This is a genomic window from Streptomyces sp. NPDC048462 (assembly GCF_043200175.1).
Classification (GTDB): Bacteria; Actinomycetota; Actinomycetes; order Streptomycetales; family Streptomycetaceae; genus Streptomyces.
On the sequence record NZ_JBICXG010000027.1, the window covers coordinates 1 to 16,949 of the forward strand.

The 16,949-nt window shown below is 72.1% G+C and carries 14 protein-coding genes; 6 read left to right on the plus strand and 8 right to left on the minus strand.

Translation table 11 applies throughout. From position 1 onward, the window contains the following. Nucleotides 1-98: 98 nt before the first annotated feature. Nucleotides 99-1,004, minus strand: coding sequence for a formyltetrahydrofolate deformylase (gene purU, locus ACGFU6_RS31895; protein ID WP_393616011.1), 906 nt, complete (start codon nt 1,002-1,004; stop codon nt 99-101). Between the two features lie 28 nt (nt 1,005-1,032). Continuing rightward, nucleotides 1,033-1,479 carry a hypothetical protein gene (locus ACGFU6_RS31900; protein ID WP_024494606.1) on the minus strand — a complete coding sequence of 149 codons (447 nt, stop codon included), beginning with the start codon at nt 1,477-1,479 and terminating at the stop codon, nt 1,033-1,035. Nucleotides 1,480-1,653: 174 nt separating this feature from the next. On the opposite strand from ACGFU6_RS31900, the gene ACGFU6_RS31905 reads away from it, so the two are divergent. Further along, a complete protein-coding gene (locus tag ACGFU6_RS31905) occupies nt 1,654-2,943 on the plus strand; it encodes an ABC transporter substrate-binding protein (RefSeq protein WP_393616013.1) in 1,290 nt (429 codons plus the stop codon). 54 nt (nt 2,944-2,997) lie between these two features. On the opposite strand, the gene ACGFU6_RS31910 is transcribed toward ACGFU6_RS31905, so the two are convergent. Then, entirely contained in the window at nt 2,998-4,533 is a 1,536-nt protein-coding gene (locus tag ACGFU6_RS31910) for a hypothetical protein (RefSeq protein WP_393616015.1), read from the minus strand. A gap of 187 nt (nt 4,534-4,720) precedes the next feature. After that, nucleotides 4,721-6,103 (minus strand): transcriptional regulator, encoded by a 1,383-nt coding sequence (locus tag ACGFU6_RS31915; RefSeq protein ID WP_393616017.1) that lies wholly within the window; start codon nt 6,101-6,103, stop codon nt 4,721-4,723. 335 nt (nt 6,104-6,438) lie between these two features. On the opposite strand from ACGFU6_RS31915, the gene ACGFU6_RS31920 reads away from it, so the two are divergent. Genes ACGFU6_RS31920 through ACGFU6_RS31930 form a run of 3 tightly spaced genes read left to right on the plus strand, consistent with a single transcriptional unit; the run spans nt 6,439 to nt 9,611 of the window. After that, entirely contained in the window at nt 6,439-7,095 is a 657-nt protein-coding gene (locus ACGFU6_RS31920) for a bifunctional DNA primase/polymerase (RefSeq protein ID WP_393616019.1), read from the plus strand. Nucleotides 7,096-7,134: 39 nt separating this feature from the next. Continuing rightward, on the plus strand, nt 7,135-7,965 hold the full coding sequence (locus ACGFU6_RS31925; protein WP_393616021.1) for an ABC transporter ATP-binding protein: 831 nt from the start codon (nt 7,135-7,137) through the stop codon (nt 7,963-7,965). Further along, entirely contained in the window at nt 7,962-9,611 is a 1,650-nt protein-coding gene (locus tag ACGFU6_RS31930) for a transporter (RefSeq protein WP_393616023.1), read from the plus strand. The genes ACGFU6_RS31925 and ACGFU6_RS31930 overlap by 4 nt, the downstream gene beginning before the upstream one ends. 38 nt (nt 9,612-9,649) lie before the next feature. Here ACGFU6_RS31930 and ACGFU6_RS31935 read toward each other — a convergent pair whose 3' ends face one another. Both ACGFU6_RS31935 and ACGFU6_RS31940 read right to left on the minus strand, forming a co-directional pair. After that, nucleotides 9,650-10,534, minus strand: coding sequence for an alpha/beta fold hydrolase (locus ACGFU6_RS31935; RefSeq protein ID WP_393616025.1), 885 nt, complete (start codon nt 10,532-10,534; stop codon nt 9,650-9,652). A 655-nt stretch (nt 10,535-11,189) separates the two neighbouring features. Then, nucleotides 11,190-11,882 carry a metal-dependent transcriptional regulator gene (locus tag ACGFU6_RS31940; RefSeq protein WP_123524341.1) on the minus strand — a complete coding sequence of 231 codons (693 nt, stop codon included), beginning with the start codon at nt 11,880-11,882 and terminating at the stop codon, nt 11,190-11,192. Nucleotides 11,883-12,089: 207 nt separating this feature from the next. On the opposite strand from ACGFU6_RS31940, the gene ACGFU6_RS31945 reads away from it, so the two are divergent. Beyond that, entirely contained in the window at nt 12,090-12,845 is a 756-nt protein-coding gene (locus ACGFU6_RS31945; protein WP_393616027.1) for an SIS domain-containing protein, read from the plus strand. 47 nt (nt 12,846-12,892) lie between these two features. On the opposite strand, the gene ACGFU6_RS31950 is transcribed toward ACGFU6_RS31945, so the two are convergent. Further along, complete coding sequence (locus ACGFU6_RS31950; RefSeq protein WP_393616029.1) at nt 12,893-14,296, minus strand: PAS domain-containing protein; 1,404 nt, start codon at nt 14,294-14,296, stop codon at nt 12,893-12,895. A gap of 355 nt (nt 14,297-14,651) precedes the next feature. Further along, nucleotides 14,652-15,296 (minus strand): pyridoxamine 5'-phosphate oxidase, encoded by a 645-nt coding sequence (gene pdxH / locus ACGFU6_RS31955; RefSeq protein WP_393616139.1) that lies wholly within the window; start codon nt 15,294-15,296, stop codon nt 14,652-14,654. Between the two features lie 268 nt (nt 15,297-15,564). Between pdxH and ACGFU6_RS31960 the strand changes: the two genes are divergently transcribed. Beyond that, nucleotides 15,565-16,674 carry a citrate synthase 2 gene (locus tag ACGFU6_RS31960; RefSeq protein ID WP_393616030.1) on the plus strand — a complete coding sequence of 370 codons (1,110 nt, stop codon included), beginning with the start codon at nt 15,565-15,567 and terminating at the stop codon, nt 16,672-16,674. Nucleotides 16,675-16,949: the final 275 nt, after the last annotated feature.

A 16,949-nucleotide genomic window follows, 5' to 3' on the forward strand; every position in this document is an offset into this window, starting at 1 on the left:
GCGGACCCGAGAACCACTACAAGGGCTGCACCCATATCACCAGCCGAAACGCCGAAAGTTGCACTGCCGATCGAACCCCTAACCGAACGGCATTGCCCCTAGGGGAAGACCACCGTGCGGCGCCCGTTCAGCAGGATGCGGTGCTCCGCGTGCCACTTCACCGCGCGCGCCAGCGCCCGGCACTCCACATCGCGCCCGATGGCGACCAGCTGGTCCGGGGTGACGCCGTGGCCCACCCGCTCGACCTCCTGCTCGATGATCGGCCCCTCGTCGAGGTCGGCCGTCACGTAGTGCGCGGTGGCGCCGATGAGCTTCACGCCTCGGGCGTGCGCCTGGTGGTACGGCTTCGCGCCCTTGAAGCTCGGCAGGAAGGAGTGGTGGATGTTTATGATCCGGCCGCTCAGCTGCTTGCAGAGGTCGTCCGAGAGGACCTGCATGTAGCGGGCCAGCACGACCAGTTCCACGTCCTGCTCGCGGACCAGCTCCAGCAGCCGCGCCTCGGCCTCTGCCTTGTTGTCCCTGGTCACCGGGATGTGCCGGAAGGGGACGTCGTAGGAGGCGACGAGCTCGGCGAAGTCCGTGTGGTTGGAGACGACCGCGGCGATCTCGACCGGCAGCGCCCCGGTCCGGGAGCGGAACAGCAGGTCGTTCAGGCAGTGGCCGAACTTGCTGACCATGAGCACGACCCGCATCCGGTCCGAGGACCGGTGGATCTGCCACTCCATCCGGAAGGAGTCACCGATCGCGGCGAAGCTCGCCCGCAGCTTCTCCGGGGTCACCGCCGGGCTGTCCGCCGAGAAGTGGACGCGCATGAAGAACAGACCCGTGTCGTGGTCCCCGAACTGCTGGCTGTCCTCGATGTTGCAGCCGGTCATGAAGAGATAGCTCGACACGGCGTGCACGATGCCCTGTTTGTCGGGGCAGGAGAGCGTGAGGACGTACTGCTCGGACGCGGCGTCCGGGGCAGCGGAGGAGACGGTTTCGGCGGGCTGCGGCGCGGTCATCCCCGTAGGGTGCCACACCGCCCGGATCTCAGGCCGTTCTGGTCATGATGCGGAGCACGTCCAGCGAGCGCGGCGGCACGTCCGGGTCCTCGCCGTCGTTCGAGGCGAGCAGCACGTGGGCCTCGCGGGCGGCCCTGACGGCCTCCGGCCAGCCGTGGTGCTCCAGGTAGGCGGAGACGGGGGCGTCCGCGCCGACCTGGTGCATGATGCGCAGCACCCGCAGCACGGCGACGTCCACGAGGGCGGCCTCGCCGGAGTCCCGGAAGACCGTGCCGACGTACTTCTCGGCGGACCAGTTGTCGAGCCAGGTGTCCTCGACCAGGCGGTACACGGCGTCGGTGACGTCGCCGTACCCCTCCCGGCCGGCCAGCCAGCACTCGTGGTGGAAGACGGGGTCGGAGAGCATGTGCAGCGCCGAGCGCACGTTGCTGCGCCAGCGCCACCACGGAATGTCGTTGAGCGGCATGCCGCCCATGGTGGAGGAGCGACGGCCGCGACGGGAAGTGTTCTCGGAACCTTGCTGCACAGCTGTCGATCGTACGTTCCCTTTGCGGCACCCTGTGCGGCCCCCTGCAATTCACCCGGATGTCACCGAGCGTTGAACGGACCACACTGCGGCGTTACCCGGAGCCGGGAAAGGTCTGGGGCCATGACCGGACGGCAGCGCCCCATCCTTCCCCGCCCCTCCAGGCCGTTCATCGGCGCAGTGGCGGCAGGGGCCCTGCTGCTGACCGGCTGCGGTGTGCTCCCTGGGGCCTCGGGGGACTCCAGGGAGCCCGTCACCGTCGTCACCTGGGCGCCCAGCGGCACCTCGGGGCCGGACAGCGCCAACATGGCGGGCATGACGGCCATGGCGCAGACGTACGCGCGCTGGATCAACGCCGGCGGTGGGATCGACGGGCACGAGCTGCGCGTCGTCACCTGCGACGAGCAGGACACCTCGGTCGGCGCGGGCAGGTGCGCCCGCCTGGCCGTCAAGGAGAAGGCGGTCGCGGTCGTCGGCTCGTACAGCCGGTACGGGCGGGCGTTCATGGCACCGCTCGAAGTGGCCGGGATTCCCTACATAGGGGGCTACGGCGCCTCCGAGGAGGAGTTCCGCAGCTACATGTCCTACCCGGTGACCGGCGGCCAGTCCGCGCTGCTGGCGGGTAACGCCAAGCAGCTGGCCCGGGGTTGCGAGCGGGTCTCACTGGTACGGCCGGACACGCTGGGCGGCGACGGACAGTCGTGGCTCCTGCGGACCGGCCTCACCGAGGCCCGTCGGCCCGCACCCCTCGACATCCGGGCGGCGGAGACGGCCACTTCGTACGACGACACGGCCGGCCGGGCGCTGGCCGGGGCGGGCGCGGCAGGCGGGTGTGTGACGGCCGTGCTGGGCGACCGCACGGAGACCTTCTTCGACTCCTTCCGGCGGCTGGCGCCGACGGCCGCGACGGCCGCGAAGGTCAGCATCTCCTCGGTGCTCGGCAGCGTGGGCCAGCCGCTCATCGACCGCACCGGCGGCCGCGACAGTCCGTTCGAGGGCGCGTACGTCACCGGCTGGTACCCGGACATGGGCGACGCCCGCTGGAACGGGATGCGGCAGGTGATCCGCGAGCACGCCTTCGGCGACAACCGCATCGACCCGGACGACACGGGCGTGCAGACCACCTGGATCGCCTACACCGCCCTGAAGTCGATCGTCGAGTCCCTGAACGAGCCGGCGATCACCTCGGGCAAGGTCACCAAGGCACTGAACAAGGGCATCCGGGTCGACACCGGCGGTCTCACCCCCGAACTGCGCTGGCGCTACGAGGACATGATCGGCTCGGACGCGTACCCACGCATCGTGAACAGCAAGGTGACGTTCCAGGTCGTGCGGGACGGCAAGCTGGTCGCCGAGAAGAAGGGCTTCGTGGACGTGACGAAGACCCTGTCGGACGCGAGCGCCACCGGCTGAGTCCGCCCCGCGCCCCGGGGCGGGCGGTTCGTCCGCCCGGCCCCGCCCGCCACGTCAGAGCGCGGTGGCCTCGCGCTCGGTCAGGCCGTACTTCTTCGCGATGGTGTTCCACAGCTTGGACGCCTCGCGCTTGGCCTTGCTCGCCTCGCCGCTCTGCACGTTGGCCGCCTGCGTCTGCGAGGTCGTCCGGGCCTTGCCGTGCTTGCAGACCTTCTTGCTCTTGGCCTGCGCGGCCCAGGCGGCGTAGTGGTCGTCGGCGGCCGCGGACGCCTGCCAGGCCTTGGTGAGCGAGGTGGTCAGGTCACCGTTGGCCGGCAGCTTGCCGACCGACAGTCCCTTGAGCCGGGTGACCAGGTCGCGGCGCTGCTGAGCGGCGCCCTTCAGGTCCGACACGGCCTTGTCGAGGTTGGTGCAGGTCTTGGTCTTCTCCACCGCGCCGATGACCGCGGCCCGGCTGTTGTTGCTGTCGGCGAGCAGCTTGTCCAGCGCCTCGGCCTGCGGCTTCGCCGGGTCGGCCGCGGCCTTGGTGGAGGGCTGGGCGACGGGTGAACTCGCCGAGGCCACCGGCTGCTTGCTGTCCTTGTCGTCGTCGTCGCCACCGCTCAGCAGCGCACCGGCGCCGAGTCCGATCACGGCGCAGCCGACGACGACCGCGGCGATCAGCGGGACGTGCGCGGGCCGCTTGCGCCGCTCCTCGCGCCCGTCGCCCGGCAGCCCGTCCTCGGGACCGCTGTACGGGGGCGGCTGCTGGTAGGACTGCTGGGGCTGCGGGGGGCCCTGGTACTGCGGGGGCTGCTGCTGCGCGGGGTCGAACCGGGGCATCTGCTGCGTGGCGCCCGCGGGCTCGTCGCTGCGGAAGAGGTTGTCGAACTCGGCGGGCGGCGGGCGCTCACCGGGCGTACCGGGCCTGATTCCGTACGGGGCGCCGCCGGGCACCGGGGGTATGTACTGGGTCGCGTCGGAGTCCTGGCCGCCCTGCTGCGGCTGCTGGTACCCCTGCCGGCCCTGGCCCTGCTGCCCCAGGTACTGGGTCGACTCCGCGGGGTTCTCCGGCGGCAGCCCGCCGCGCGCGGGGCCCGGGGACACCGGCGCGATGTACTGCGTGGCGTCCGCGTCCCCGCCCATGCCCATGCCGGGCACCGCCTCGGGCGGCAGCGGCTGGGCGTACGGGGACTGCGGCTGGGCGGGCGGCTGCTGCTGCTGCTGCGGCCCGCCGTAAGCCGGCGCCTGATGCTGTCCCTGGCCGTACTGCCCCTGGTGGCCCTGCTGCCCCTGGTCGTACTGGCCCTGCTGCTGCCCCTGGCCGTACGCCGGAGGCTGCTGCTGCCCCTGGCCGTACTGCCCGTGCTGCTGCCCGTACGCGGGCGCCTGGCCGTCCTGCTGCCCGTACCGGCCCTGCGACGCGGCGTCCTGGTGCGGCGCCTGCGGCCCCCAGGGCTGGCCCCACGGCCGGCCTTCCGCCGGGGCCGACTGGTCCGCGGGCGCACCCGGCGTCCAGGGCTCGCCGCCACCCGCGGGCAGCACGACACCCTCGTGCGCGGGTCGTACAGCAGGGGGCTGCTGCTCGTCGCCCTGTCCGCTCTGTGTCACCGGGACTCCTACGTGTGTACCTATGGAATCGTCGGCTCACGCTACCGGGTGGCAGCCGCCGTTCGCCAAGCGCGTGAGGTCACTCACCACCCCTTCACACCGGCTGTAACACTCAGCGGCCTTAAGACGCAGTTAAGGGGCGGGCCGGGCCGGACCACCCCGCAGGGCCCCGGCCGCACCCTCCCGATCACGCCGCCTGAAGCTCCAGCCGGGCCCCGAACTCCCGTACCGCGGGCTCGTCCCCGTACGGCACCAGCCGCTGCTGGAGGTCCTCCAGGTACTCCGCGCCCCGGCTGGAGCGCACCGAGCCCAGCAGCTCCATCGCGCGCGTCCCGGTGTGGCAGGCCTGCTCCACCTCGCGCATCTGCACCTGCGCCGTGGCCAGCAGCGCCAGGCCGATGCCCCGGCGGCGGGCCCTCGACTCCGGGTGGCCGTCCAGGGACTCCTTCGCCCGGCGCGCGGCCGCCTCCGCCTGGCCGAGATCCCGGTGGCAGTGCGCCAGTTCGTCGGCCAGGTAGGCGTGGTCGAAGTGGGCGATCCAGTCCGGGTCGTCACCGCTGTCCGGGTCGGCGCGGTCCAGGGCCGCCTGCGCGAGCCCCGCGACCGACTGGCAGGTCCCGGCGTCCCCGAGGAGGGCGTGGCCGCGCGCCTCGGCTGCGTAGAACATCGCCTCCGCCCTCGGTGTGACCCGGCCGCGCGCACCCTCCTGCGCGGCCCTGGCCAGTTGGGCGATCTCGCGCGGATTGCCGAGCTGGGCCGCGAGATGGCTCATCGAGGCGGCCAGCACATAGCCGCCGTAGGCGCGGTCGCCGGCCGCCTGGGCCAGGCGCAGCGCCTGGATGTAGTAGCGCTGGGCGAGGCCCGGCTGGCCCGTGTCGATGGCCATGTACCCGGCCAGTTCGGTGAGCCGCGCGACCGCCGCGAACAGCTGCCGACCGGTCGATTCGCGGTACGCGCCCGAAAGCAGCCCGGAGACAACGCTGTTGAGGTAGTGCACCAGGACCGGCCGCACATGTCCGCTGCCGAACCGGTGGTCGAGGTCGACCAGCGCGGCCGTCATCGCCCGCACCGCCTCCACGTCCGGCATCCCGACCCGGGCCCCGGCGGCCCGTGCGACCTGTGGGTCGGCGCCGCTGATCAGCCAGTCCCGGCTGGGTTCGACCAGCGCCGAAGAGGCCACCGCCGAGCCGGTGAGGAAGTCGCGGCGGCCGACGTCGCTGCGCCACAGCTCGCAGACCTGCTCGATCGCCCCGATCACCGTGGGGGCGAACTGCAGCCCGACACCGGAGGCGAGGTTCTTGCCGTTGGCCATCCCGATCTCGTCGATCGTGACGGTACGGCCGAGCTTGCGGCCGAGCGCCTCGGCGATGATCCCCGGCGCCCTGCCGCGTGGCTGCTGTCCGCGCAGCCAGCGGGCCACCGAGGTCTTGTCGTACCGGAGGTCGAGCCCGCGTTCGGCACCGACCATGTTGACGCGGCGGGCCAGGCCCGCGTTGGAACATCCGGCTTCCTGAATGAGCGCCTGCAGCCGTTCGTTCGGCTGGCGTGCGACGAGAGGCCTGGCTGCCATGTTTATCCCCCTGAGGCCGCAGTGATCGTTGCGGGATCACTGCCCGACATGTGCCTGAGAAATGCGGCGATTCATCGTGTTGGTCACTTTCACGACGTCTTGCATCTTTCGTCACAGCAAGCGCTCTAAGATGCGAGACGAACTGTGCCGGAATTCCCGTATCTGGTTACCCGTCCTTCGCCGTGACGCCTACCGCGCGCCCCCGCACATGCATCGATGCGCCCCGTGTGCGGGAGCCGGTGCCCGTCGTGGCCGGCCCCCAACAGCGCAGGCCACGCCCGTAACCCCAGGTGATGGCGGGAGTTGTGCTGTGCGTGGAAGATCCCATCGGAGTCATGGAAGCCGCGCAGGTCCCCCAGCAGCGTGCCGAGCCGCTGCTCGACGCCGCCGTGCGGTACGCGGAGGAGCGGCACTGGGACGTGTGCCCCGGCACCTGGCTGGAGCCGGCCGAGGGGGCGGAACGGTGCTCGTGCGGCGAGAGCCGGTGCGCGGTTCCCGGCGCGCACCCCACCCGGGCCGACTGGGCGGGTCTGGCCACCGGCAGCGGCGCGGCGGCCCGCCGGATGTGGGAGCGCCAGCCGAGGGCGTCCATCCTGTTGCCGACCGGCCGCGCCTTCGACGCGATCGACGTACCGGAGTCGGCCGGATTCCTGGCTCTCGCCCGGATGGAGCGCCTGAGCCTGCCGCTCGGCCCGGTCACCCGCTGCCCCGACCGGCGGATGCGGTTCTTCGTCCTGCCGGGCGCCGCCGCCAAGGCCGACGCGCTGGTGCGGCGGCTGGGCTGGAGCGCCGCCGCGATCGAACTGCGCGGCTGTGGCGAGGGCCAGTACGTGACGGCCCCGCCGACCCGGGTCGGCGGCAGCGGCGTGGTGCAGTGGGTCCGCCGCCCCACCACCGCCAACCGCTGGCTGCCCGAGGTGGAGGAGCTGATCAGCCCGCTCGCGTACGCCTGCGGCCGGGAAGCGGCTGACGCACGGACCCGCCTTTCGTAGGGTGGCCCCCACACACGGGGACTTCGAAGGGCGTGCACCATGCCGGAGCGGCACGAGACCGACAGGACAGAGCAGGCGGCCGAAGCGGACACCTCGCGGGTGACACCACCCGCGGTGCGCGTGGAGGGGCTCTGGAAACGGTTCGGCGAGCAGACGGCGGTGGCCGGAATCGATCTGGAGCTGCCCGCCGGGAAGTTCATCGGTCTGGTGGGGCCCAACGGCGCGGGCAAGACCACCACCCTGTCGATGGTCACCGGCCTGCTCCGCCCCGACATGGGCCGGATCGAGGTCGGCGGGCGGGACGTCTGGCGCGATCCGGTCGAGGTGAAGTCCCGGATCGGGGTGCTGCCCGAGGGCCTGCGGCTCTTCGAACGCCTCTCGGGACGCGAACTGCTCGGCTACACCGGCCGGTTGCGCGGACTGCCGGGGCCCGAGACGGACAGCCGGGCCACCCAGCTGCTGGACGTACTGGATCTGTCGGGCGCCCAGCACAAGCTGGTCGTCGACTACTCGACCGGCATGCGGAAGAAGATCGGGCTCGCCGCGGCGCTGCTGCACAACCCCGAAGTGCTCTTCCTGGACGAGCCGTTCGAGGGCGTCGACCCGGTGTCGGCGCAGACCATCCGCGGCGTCCTTGAGCGCTACACCCGCTCCGGGGCGACCGTCATCTTCTCCAGCCACGTGATGGAGCTCGTCGAGTCGCTCTGCGACTGGGTGGCCGTCATGGCGGCCGGCACCATCCGGTCCCAGGGCACCCTGGCGCAGGTGCGCGGCGACGCGCCCTCCCTCCAGGACGCGTTCCTGGAACTCGTCGGGGCGGGCGGCCGCGACGGCGGCGACACCCTGGACTGGCTGGGCGGCGCCCGATGAGCGTGCTCGACACTCCGGCGGGTTCCGGGCCCCGGACGGGCGGCACCGAGGGCACGGCCCTGATCCCCGTCTTCGTACGGCTCAAGCTGACGCTGCTGCGCAACGGGCTGCGGCAGTCCTCCGGGCGGCGGGCCGCGTACATCACGTCCGTCGTCGTCACCCTGCTGATCGCCGCCGGCCAGCTGATCGCGCTGATCGCGCTGCGCGGCAACGCCCACGCGGAATCGCTCGTGGTGCTGCTGGCCGCGGTGCTGGCGCTCGGCTGGGCCGTGATGCCGCTGTTCTTCTCCGCCGGGGACGAGACCCTCGACCCGAGCCGCCTCGTGATGCTGCCGCTGCGGCCGAGGCCGCTGATCGCCGCGCTGCTGACGGCCTCGCTGGTCGGCATCGGGCCCCTGTTCACGCTCTGCCTGGCGGCCGGTTCGGTGATCGCGCTGGCCCACGGGGCGGGCGCGGTGGTGTTCGCGGTCCTGGCCGCCCCGCTCACCCTGCTGGTCTGCGTGGCGCTGGCACGGGCCGTCGCCACGGCCAACAGCCGGCTGCTGACCTCCCGCAAGGGCCGCGACCTGGCGGTGCTCAGCGGACTGGTGATCGCGGTGGGCATCCAGGTCGTCAACTTCGGTGCGCAGCGGCTCGGCCAAGCCGGGGGCCTCTCCGCGCTGGACCCGGCGGCGGAGGTGGTGCGCTGGGTGCCGCCCGCCTCGGCCATCGGCTCGGTGCACTCCGCGTCCCAGGGCTCCTACGGCCGGGCCGCCGTCCAGCTGCTGCTCTCCGCGGCGGCGCTGGCCCTGCTGGTGTGGCTGTGGCAGCGCAGTCTGGTGAAGCTGATGACGGCGCCGGACGGCTCGACGCTGGCCGCCGCCGAGCCGGCCCGGACGAAGTCCGGCTCGCGCGGCTCCGGGGTCTGGGCGCTGTTCCCCGAGGGGCGCACCGGCACGGTGATGCAGCGCAGCCTGCGCTACGTCGCCCGGGACCCGAAGACGAAGGCCGCGTGGGTGACGGCACTGGCCATCGGGCTGATCGTGCCGCTGCTCAACGCCCTCCAGGGCACCGGCTCGGTCTACTTCGCCTGCTTCGCCGCGGGGATGCTCGGCATCCAGATGTACAACCAGTTCGGGCAGGACACCTCCGCCTTCTGGATGGTGGCCCTGACGATTTCCTCGACCCGGGACGCGTACCTGGAACTGCGGGCGCGCTCGCTGGCGCTGCTGTTGATCACCCTTCCCTACACGGTCCTGGTGACGGTGCTGACGTGCGCGCTGCTCGGGGACTGGGGGCAGCTGCCGGGGGTCATGGGGCTGTCGTTCGCGCTGCTGGGCGCGATGCTGGCGACGGGCGCGGTGGCCTCGGCGAACCTGCCGTACTCGATCCCGCAGGACGGCGCGTTCAAGAACGTGGCGCCGGGGCAGGCCGGGCTCGCCTGGATGTCGATCTTCGGCGGCATGGTCTCGGCCGCGCTGCTGTGCTCGCCGGTGATCGCCGCGACGATCTGGCTGCGTGTCGCCGGTGCGCAGGAGTGGCTGTGGGTGCTGCTGCCGGCGGGTGGTGTGTACGGGGCGCTGATCGCCTGGGCCGGGCTGCGGATGGCGGCGCCCCGTACGGCAAACCGGCTGCCGGAGATCCTGGCGGCGGTCAGCAAGGGGTGAGCCTCGGTCCGCAAGGGGCGCCGGGCTCCCCTTGCGGGTTACGGGGAAACGGGCTCCCGGTCGTCCTCGGCCAGCTGTTCCAGGAAGGGTTCGACCGCGGCCCGCCAGCCGTCCGGCTGGTCGTAGTGGACGAGGTGGCCGGCGTCGGCCACCTCCGCGTACTGCCCGCGCGGCAGCACCCGGACCATCTCCTGGGCCTCGGCCCGGCCCAGCTCGCCGTCGAGCCCCCGGAGCACCAGGGTCGGGCAGTCGACCTGGGCCAGCTCCTCCCAGTGCGCCTCGAAGACCCAGGTGGCGCGGGACTGGAGCATCTGGCGGCGGGAGAAGACGGGCCGCCAGCCGTCGGCGCGCTCGGCCATCACCTCGGCGAAGAACTCACCGCGCGACGGGTTGGGCCGCTCCACCCAGGGGTCGTCCTCACCGAACCACTTCCGCACGTCGGACAGGGTCGCGAACGGCACCGGCCAGGACTTGAACCAGTCCTCCCACTCCCGCTGCGAGGCCGCGCCGAGTGCGGAGGCCCGCATGTCGCAGATGACCAGTGCCCGGACGAGATCGGGGCGCTTGGCGGCGAGCTGCCAAGCGGTGAGCGCTCCCATGGAGTGCCCGACGAGGGTCACGGGGGCGAGGCCGAGCTGTTCGATCGCGGCCTCGGCGTCGGCGACGTAGGCGTCGCGCGTGTACAGGCCCTCCGCGGGCTTCTCGCTGCGGCCGTGGCCCCGCTGGTCGAGGCCGACCGCGCGGTGCCGCTCAGCGAGCCAGCGGGTGGTGGAGGCCCAGTGCGAGGCCCGGCCCATCAGGCCGTGGAGCAGTAAGACGCCGGGGGCGCGGTCGGTCTCCGCGCGCTCCTTGGGCGGATCGGCGAACTCCCAGGCCGCGAGGCGTACGCCGTCGGTTCCGGTCACATCGATGCGCCGCACCATAGTTCTGGCACCCCCTTCTGGTCCCTCGATCACCGTGTGGTCGCGTCCCAGCAGACTATCGAACTCTTATTCGAAAACCGGGTTCCGGCACGCAACACCGCTCGTACGAGTGACCGCTACCAAGGATTGACGTCGGCCGCTGAGGGGAGATCTTCTCCGGGAGGCGGGCCACTCGGGGATGAGGGCCCGCAGGGACCGACCTGAAGAGCTCGGGGCTCCAGGTCGGAAGCAGGGGAGGACAGGCCCCGGTGCCGTGAGGCGCCGGGGCCATCCGCTGTTCACGGGGCCCCGGGCAGGGGCCGGAAGCGGGCGTGGGCGCACGTCTCGTCCGGTGCGCAGGCCGGACACGCACGTACGACGGGTGCATACCCTGCTCCCCTCCCCGACCGCGCGGCCAGGCGGCCGACACTCTCAGGTATCCCTCAGCCACAGCCTGGCACGCGATCCGTCCGAGCGCTGCAATTCCGTACGGAAAACCGGTCGCGGGACCGGAACGCCCGGAGCCCGAACGCCGGGAACCCGGACGTCCGGAGCCGAACGACCGGTGCCGAACCCCGGGAGCCGGACGACCGCCGCCGGACACCCGGCGCCGGACGGCGCGTGGGTGCCCGGCGGCGAAGCTGCGTCCGGCGGGCGTTCGGCGCCCGGTGGTGAATCAGCGCTTGGCGACGAAGACGTGCGACGCCACCTCGGAGTCCAGCTCCGCGGCCTCCCCGCTGCTGCCGACCAGTACGCCACCGGGCGACTCCGTCACGCTGACCACGGAACCGGGCTGCACGCCCGCCCGTCGCAGCGTGTACATCAGCTGGGCGTCCGTCTGGATCGGCTCACCGATCCGGCGGACCACCACGGTCTTGCCCTCGGCGCCCGGGTCGAGGTCCGAGAGGCTCACCATGCCCTCGTCGAGGAACGGATCGGCCTCGGCCTTCTCGCCCAGCTCCTCCAGGCCCGGGATCGGATTCCCGTACGGGGACTCCGTCGGGTGGCGCAGCAGCTCCAGCACCCGCCGCTCCACGGCCTCGCTCATCACGTGTTCCCAGCGACACGCCTCGGCGTGGACCTGCTCCCACTCCAGGCCGATCACGTCGACCAGCAGGCACTCCGCGAGCCGGTGCTTGCGCATCACCCGGGTCGCCAGCCGGCGCCCTTCCTCCGTCAGCTCCAGATGGCGGTCGCCCGCGACCTGAACCAGGCCGTCGCGCTCCATGCGGGCCACCGTCTGGCTGACCGTCGGACCGCTCTGGTCCAGCCGTTCCGCAATCCGGGCGCGCATGGGGACCACGCCTTCCTCTTCAAGTTCGAGGATGGTGCGGAGATACATCTCCGTTGTGTCGATCAGTCCGGACATTCGTGCCCCTCGATGCAATCGTGCGCTGGCCCTCACCCAATTCTGACGCATAGCACCGACAACCGTGCCTCGTCGGTCCGATGCGGCGCATCGGAGTGACCGCGCGGGCACCGTGCGGTATTGACATGTCACTGGTCCAGACCGCAACGTGATCGGCGGTACGGACGCCCCTGGTCACCCCCACCCCGCCGGAAAGGCCCTCCTCAGATGAGCGAAAGCAAGCTGGCCGGTCAGTTCTTCGACGCAGCGATCGGCCTGCTGGAGCGGGTGCGCGACGAGGAGTCCGGGAACATCGCGGCAGCCGGTGCGGCCATCGCGGACACCGTTGAGGCAGGCGGCAGGCTCTTCGCCTTCGGCGCCGGGCACTCCTCCCTCGCCGCCCAGGACGTCGTCTACCGCGCCGGCGGGCTCGCCCTGATGAACGTCCTGGCCGTCCCCGGCACGCTCGGGGTGGACGTCATGCCGGCGACCCTGGGCTCGGCCCTGGAGCGGGTCGACGGCCTCGCGGGAGCGGTCCTCGACTCCAGCCCCGCGAAGCCGGGCGACGTCCTGGTGATCATCTCGCTGTCCGGGCGCAACGCGCTGCCCGTGGAGATGGCGATGAACGCGCGTGCGCTGGGCCTGAAGGTCATCGGCGTCACCTCGGTCGCGTACGCGGACGGCACCCGGTCCCGGCACAGCTCGGGCGGCTTCCTGCGCGACCACTGCGACATCGTGCTGGACAGCAAGATCGCGATCGGGGACGCGGAGCTGAACGTGGACGGCATCGAGGCGCCGTTCGCACCCGCGTCCACGGTGGTCACCAGCGCGGTGATGCAGGCGATGATGGCGGCCGCTGCGGAGCGGCTGCTGGAGCGGGGCGTGGAGCCGCCGCTGCTGCGGTCGGGGAACGTCGACGGCGGCCATGAGTGGAACGGGCGCGTGATGTCGCAGTACGCGGACCGGATCTTCTACCGGCACTGACGCGCTTGGGCGCGCGCGGGTGGTGAGCCTGATCCAAACGAGAGGCCCTAAGGGTTGTCCGACCGCGTCGCCGCCTGGTGCAGGTCCACCGAGGCGGCGACGCGGTCCGCCACGCTTTCCGCGTACACCGCGTCCGGGCGCTCGAAGGCCGCACGGTGGGCCGAGCGCAGGAACGTCACCACGCCCAGCGTCCGGCCCCGGCTCCGCAGCACCACGCACAGGGCGTGCACCGAGTCGGCGGGCCACTGCCGGCCGGTCGCCCACTCACCGGCCGCCCCGGCCCCCGCCGTGGCCCGTACCGAGCCCGTGCGGTCCACCGCCTGAAGGGCCGGGTGACCCTGTACGTACCGCAGCGGGATGCCGCCACCGGCCACCGGCAGGCACGGGCCCGGCGCGTCGGACGGCGTCGCCGCGGCACGGACCAGCCGCTCCCCCACCACCAGGTCGATCAGCGCGTGGTCGGCGAAGCCCGCGAGCGCGTAGTCCAGCGACGTGGTCGCCGCCTCCATCGGGTCGTCGCACTCGGCCGCCGAGCGCGAGGCCCGGTGCAGCTGGTTCGACCGGAAGCGCACCCGGTCCGCGTCCTGGGCGGCCAGTTTCGCCTCGGTTATGTCCTGGAACAGCCAGCCGACGCCCAACGGCACCGGCTCCTCCGCGAGCGGCGAGGCCAGCCGCATGAAGCCGCTGCGCCAGCAGCGCCGCCGGTTGCCCTCGGCCGTCCGCAGCGTCACCCACAGCTCGACGGGGGCGGGCGGGTCCCCGGCGGCCAGCACGTGCTGGAGGGCGCCCTCCAGGTCCTCGACGCCCTGCACGATCAGCTCACCCAGCGGCCGCCCCAGCAGCGCCGTACGGCCGCCGCCCAGCGCGCGGGCGGCGTGGGCGTTGACGACGGTCGGCCGCAGGTCCACGTCGACGAGGACCACACCCCACGACGCGTCCTCGAACAGTGCCTCGCTGAGCGCGATGGCCCGCTCCAGATCGATCTGCGCGTGGACCTCGCCGAACGCGCAGTACACCCCGGCCGGCTTCCCGTCGGCGCTGCGGACCCCGGCCGACTGGGTCCGCACCAGCACCCGGCCGCCGTCCTTGCGCAACAGCGCGAACTCGTGGACCTGCCGCCCGGGACCGTCCATGACGGCCATCAGCCGCCCCTGGATCTCGCCCGCGTCCGCCCGCCGCACGGCCCAGCCGGCGAACCCCGGCCGCCCGACGGCCTCCTGCGCCGACCAGCCGAGAATCCGCTCGGCCTCGCGGTTCCAGTGGGTGACGGTGCCGTCCGCGTCGAAGGCGCAGAGCGCGGCGTCCATTCCGTCGAGCAGGGCCGCCAGCAGCTCGGACCCGGGAATCGGCCCTGGTCCGTCCGCCGCTTCCGCCGCAGGTGCGGGCCGTCCCTCCGGGCCTTCCTCGGGCCCGAGAGCGTCGGTGGTTCCGCTGCTCCTGGAAGCACTCATCCCCGTACCCCCTGCAGGACGTGTCCGGCATTACTGCACGTCAGACCATTGAACTCGAACGTGACCCAGCACACAGCGACTTCACCGAAATCAACCCCACCGATAATTCGGTTGTGCGGCCCCAGGGGTGGTTCCTAATCTGTGGGTACACATGAAGGGAGGTGCTCCGGAAGTGATTTCTTTTCGGACTCGTGAGGTGACTGCGGGCTGACGCCCGTCGTCGCACTCTTTGCAGTGCAAGGCCGGTCGCCGGCCAATCCCAAGCAGTCACCGACCCGCAGGCTCGCCGGTTAGTCCGGCCGGCCCCTCCGCAAGGAGGGACCAGAGCCTGCGGGTTTCTGCGTGTCCGGGCGTCCTACGGACACAGCCGCTCGACGCGCCACGCGGCCCCGTCCACCCCGTCCGCGTCCTCGCGTACGTAGCGCAGCCGGTCGTGCAGCCGGTTCTCGTGGCCCTGCCAGAACTCGATCGTGCCGGGGACCACCCGGAAGCCGCCCCAGTGCGGGGGCGCCGGGACCCGCTCGCCCTCCGGGTAGCGGTCCGACAACTCCTCGTAGCGCCGGACCAGCTCCTCGCGGGAGCCGATCACCGAGGACTGGGCGCTCGCCCAGGCGCCGAGCTGGGAGCCGTGGGGGCGGGTACGGAAGTAGGCGGCCGTCTCCTCGCGGCCGACGCGGGACGCGGTGCCGGTGACGATGACCTGGCGGGCCAGCGGGTGCCAGGGGAAGAGCAGCGACACGCGCGGGTTGGCGGCCAGCTCCCGGCCCTTGCGGGACTCGTAGTTGGTGAAGAAGACGAAGCCGCGCTCGTCGTACATCTTCAGCAGCACCGTCCGGGAGGACGGCGCGCCGTCGGGCGTCGCCGTGGACACCACCATGGCGTTCGGCTCGTGCAGCATCCCACCTGCGGCGATCTGCCGGAACCAGCGGGCGAACTGCTGCATGGGATCGGCGGCCAGGCTGTCCTCGGCGAAGCTCTCGGAACGGTACTGCTCGCGCATCGCGGCCGGATCGGTGGTGGAATCGAAGGAGGAATCTGCGGTGGACACACGCTCATCCTGCCGCAGCCGCCGAGTCTGCCCGGCGAGGAGGGCCGCCAGTCGTTCCGGGAATGATCCGGGAGAGAACCGGGGGAATCCGGGAGAGATCCCGGGGAGAACGGGGAGCTGTGCCGGATGTCACGCTTCCCGGTCACGTCGGAACCCGCCAGTATCGTGATGCGGGCCCGTCACGGCCCGCCCGCAGCCGCCGATCCGAGGGAGCCGCCTGATGTCCGACTTCGTACCCGGACTCGAAGGAGTCGTCGCGTTCGAAACGGAGATCGCCGAACCCGACAAGGAAGGCGGTTCGCTCCGCTACCGCGGGGTCGACATCGAGGATCTCGTCGGCCATGTGTCGTTCGGCAATGTCTGGGGGCTGCTGGTCGACGGGGCGTTCAACCCCGGCCTGCCACCGGCCGAGCCGTTCCCGATCCCAATCCACTCCGGTGACATCCGGGTCGACGTGCAGTCCGCGCTGGCGATGCTCGCCCCCGTCTGGGGCCTGAAGCCCCTCCTGGACATCGACGAGGAGACCGCGCGCAACGACCTGGCGCGGGCGGCCGTCATGGCGCTCTCGTACGTCGCCCAGTCGGCGCGCGGGCAGGGGGTGCCGATGGTCCCGCAGAGCGAGATCGACAAGGCGCAGTCCGTCGTGGAGCGGTTCATGATCCGCTGGCGCGGCGAGCCGGACCCCCGCCATGTGAAGGCCGTGGATGCCTACTGGACGTCCGCCGCCGAGCACGGCATGAACGCCTCCACGTTCACCGCCCGTGTCATCGCCTCCACCGGCGCCGACGTGGCCGCGGCGCTGTCCGGCGCGGTGGGGGCCATGTCGGGCCCGCTGCACGGCGGCGCCCCGTCACGCGTCCTCGGCATGATCGAGGAGATCGAGCGGACCGGGGACGCCACCGCGTACGTGAAGAAGGCCCTGGACAAGGGCGAGCGGCTGATGGGCTTCGGCCACCGCGTCTACCGCGCCGAGGACCCCCGCGCACGCGTGCTGCGGCGCACGGCCGAGGAGCTGGGCGCACCGCGCTTCGAGGTGGCCCAGGCCCTGGAGAAGGCCGCGCTGGAGGAGCTGCACGCGCGCCGCCCGGACCGGGTGCTGGCGACGAACGTGGAGTTCTGGGCGGCGATCATGCTGGACTTCGCCGAGGTCCCGGCGCACATGTTCACGTCGATGTTCACGTGTGCCCGTACGGCGGGCTGGTCGGCGCACATCCTGGAGCAGAAGCGGACGGGCCGCCTGGTGCGGCCGTCGGCGACGTACATCGGTCCTGGGACGCGCAGCCCTCGGGAGATCCCGGGCTTCGATCAGCTGGCGGACCTGGGGAACTGACCACCCGGAGCCGGGCAACACCACGGGTGACCCGCCCCGTTGAGGGCCGGACGGCCATCGGCCGCCAGCGGCTCCACGGCGCGGCGAGCCGTGCCGCAGCCGTCGCACGCCTGTGGCATGCCTGTGTCATTTCCCGCCCATTCTGAGATGCGTCAAGGAGCGGTGCGGCGACGGACCCCGTCGCCGCGCCGCTCCCGGTCGGCCGGCCGAGTTGCCGAGCGCTTTGTACCGGTTTTTTACGCAGAGGCTGCGCAGTCGGGGCTGTCTCAATTTCA

Bases quoted from the DNA above. Each gene is read 5' to 3' on its own strand.
- ACGFU6_RS31915 (WP_393616017.1), bottom strand. From the start codon at position 6,103: ATGGCAGCCAGGCCTCTCGTCGCACGCCAGCCGAACGAACGGCTGCAG.
- ACGFU6_RS31900 (WP_024494606.1), bottom strand. From the start codon at position 1,479: ATGGGCGGCATGCCGCTCAACGACATTCCGTGGTGGCGCTGGCGCAGC.
- ACGFU6_RS31935 (WP_393616025.1), bottom strand. From the start codon at position 10,534: ATGGTGCGGCGCATCGATGTGACCGGAACCGACGGCGTACGCCTCGCG.
- ACGFU6_RS31930 (WP_393616023.1), top strand. From the start codon at position 7,962: ATGAGCGTGCTCGACACTCCGGCGGGTTCCGGGCCCCGGACGGGCGGC.
- ACGFU6_RS31950 (WP_393616029.1), bottom strand. From the start codon at position 14,296: ATGAGTGCTTCCAGGAGCAGCGGAACCACCGACGCTCTCGGGCCCGAG.
- ACGFU6_RS31960 (WP_393616030.1), top strand. From the start codon at position 15,565: ATGTCCGACTTCGTACCCGGACTCGAAGGAGTCGTCGCGTTCGAAACG.
- pdxH (WP_393616139.1), bottom strand. From the start codon at position 15,296: ATGCGCGAGCAGTACCGTTCCGAGAGCTTCGCCGAGGACAGCCTGGCC.
- ACGFU6_RS31945 (WP_393616027.1), top strand. From the start codon at position 12,090: ATGAGCGAAAGCAAGCTGGCCGGTCAGTTCTTCGACGCAGCGATCGGC.
- ACGFU6_RS31905 (WP_393616013.1), top strand. From the start codon at position 1,654: ATGACCGGACGGCAGCGCCCCATCCTTCCCCGCCCCTCCAGGCCGTTC.
- purU (WP_393616011.1), bottom strand. From the start codon at position 1,004: ATGACCGCGCCGCAGCCCGCCGAAACCGTCTCCTCCGCTGCCCCGGAC.
- ACGFU6_RS31920 (WP_393616019.1), top strand. From the start codon at position 6,439: ATGGAAGCCGCGCAGGTCCCCCAGCAGCGTGCCGAGCCGCTGCTCGAC.
- ACGFU6_RS31940 (WP_123524341.1), bottom strand. From the start codon at position 11,882: ATGTCCGGACTGATCGACACAACGGAGATGTATCTCCGCACCATCCTC.
- ACGFU6_RS31925 (WP_393616021.1), top strand. From the start codon at position 7,135: ATGCCGGAGCGGCACGAGACCGACAGGACAGAGCAGGCGGCCGAAGCG.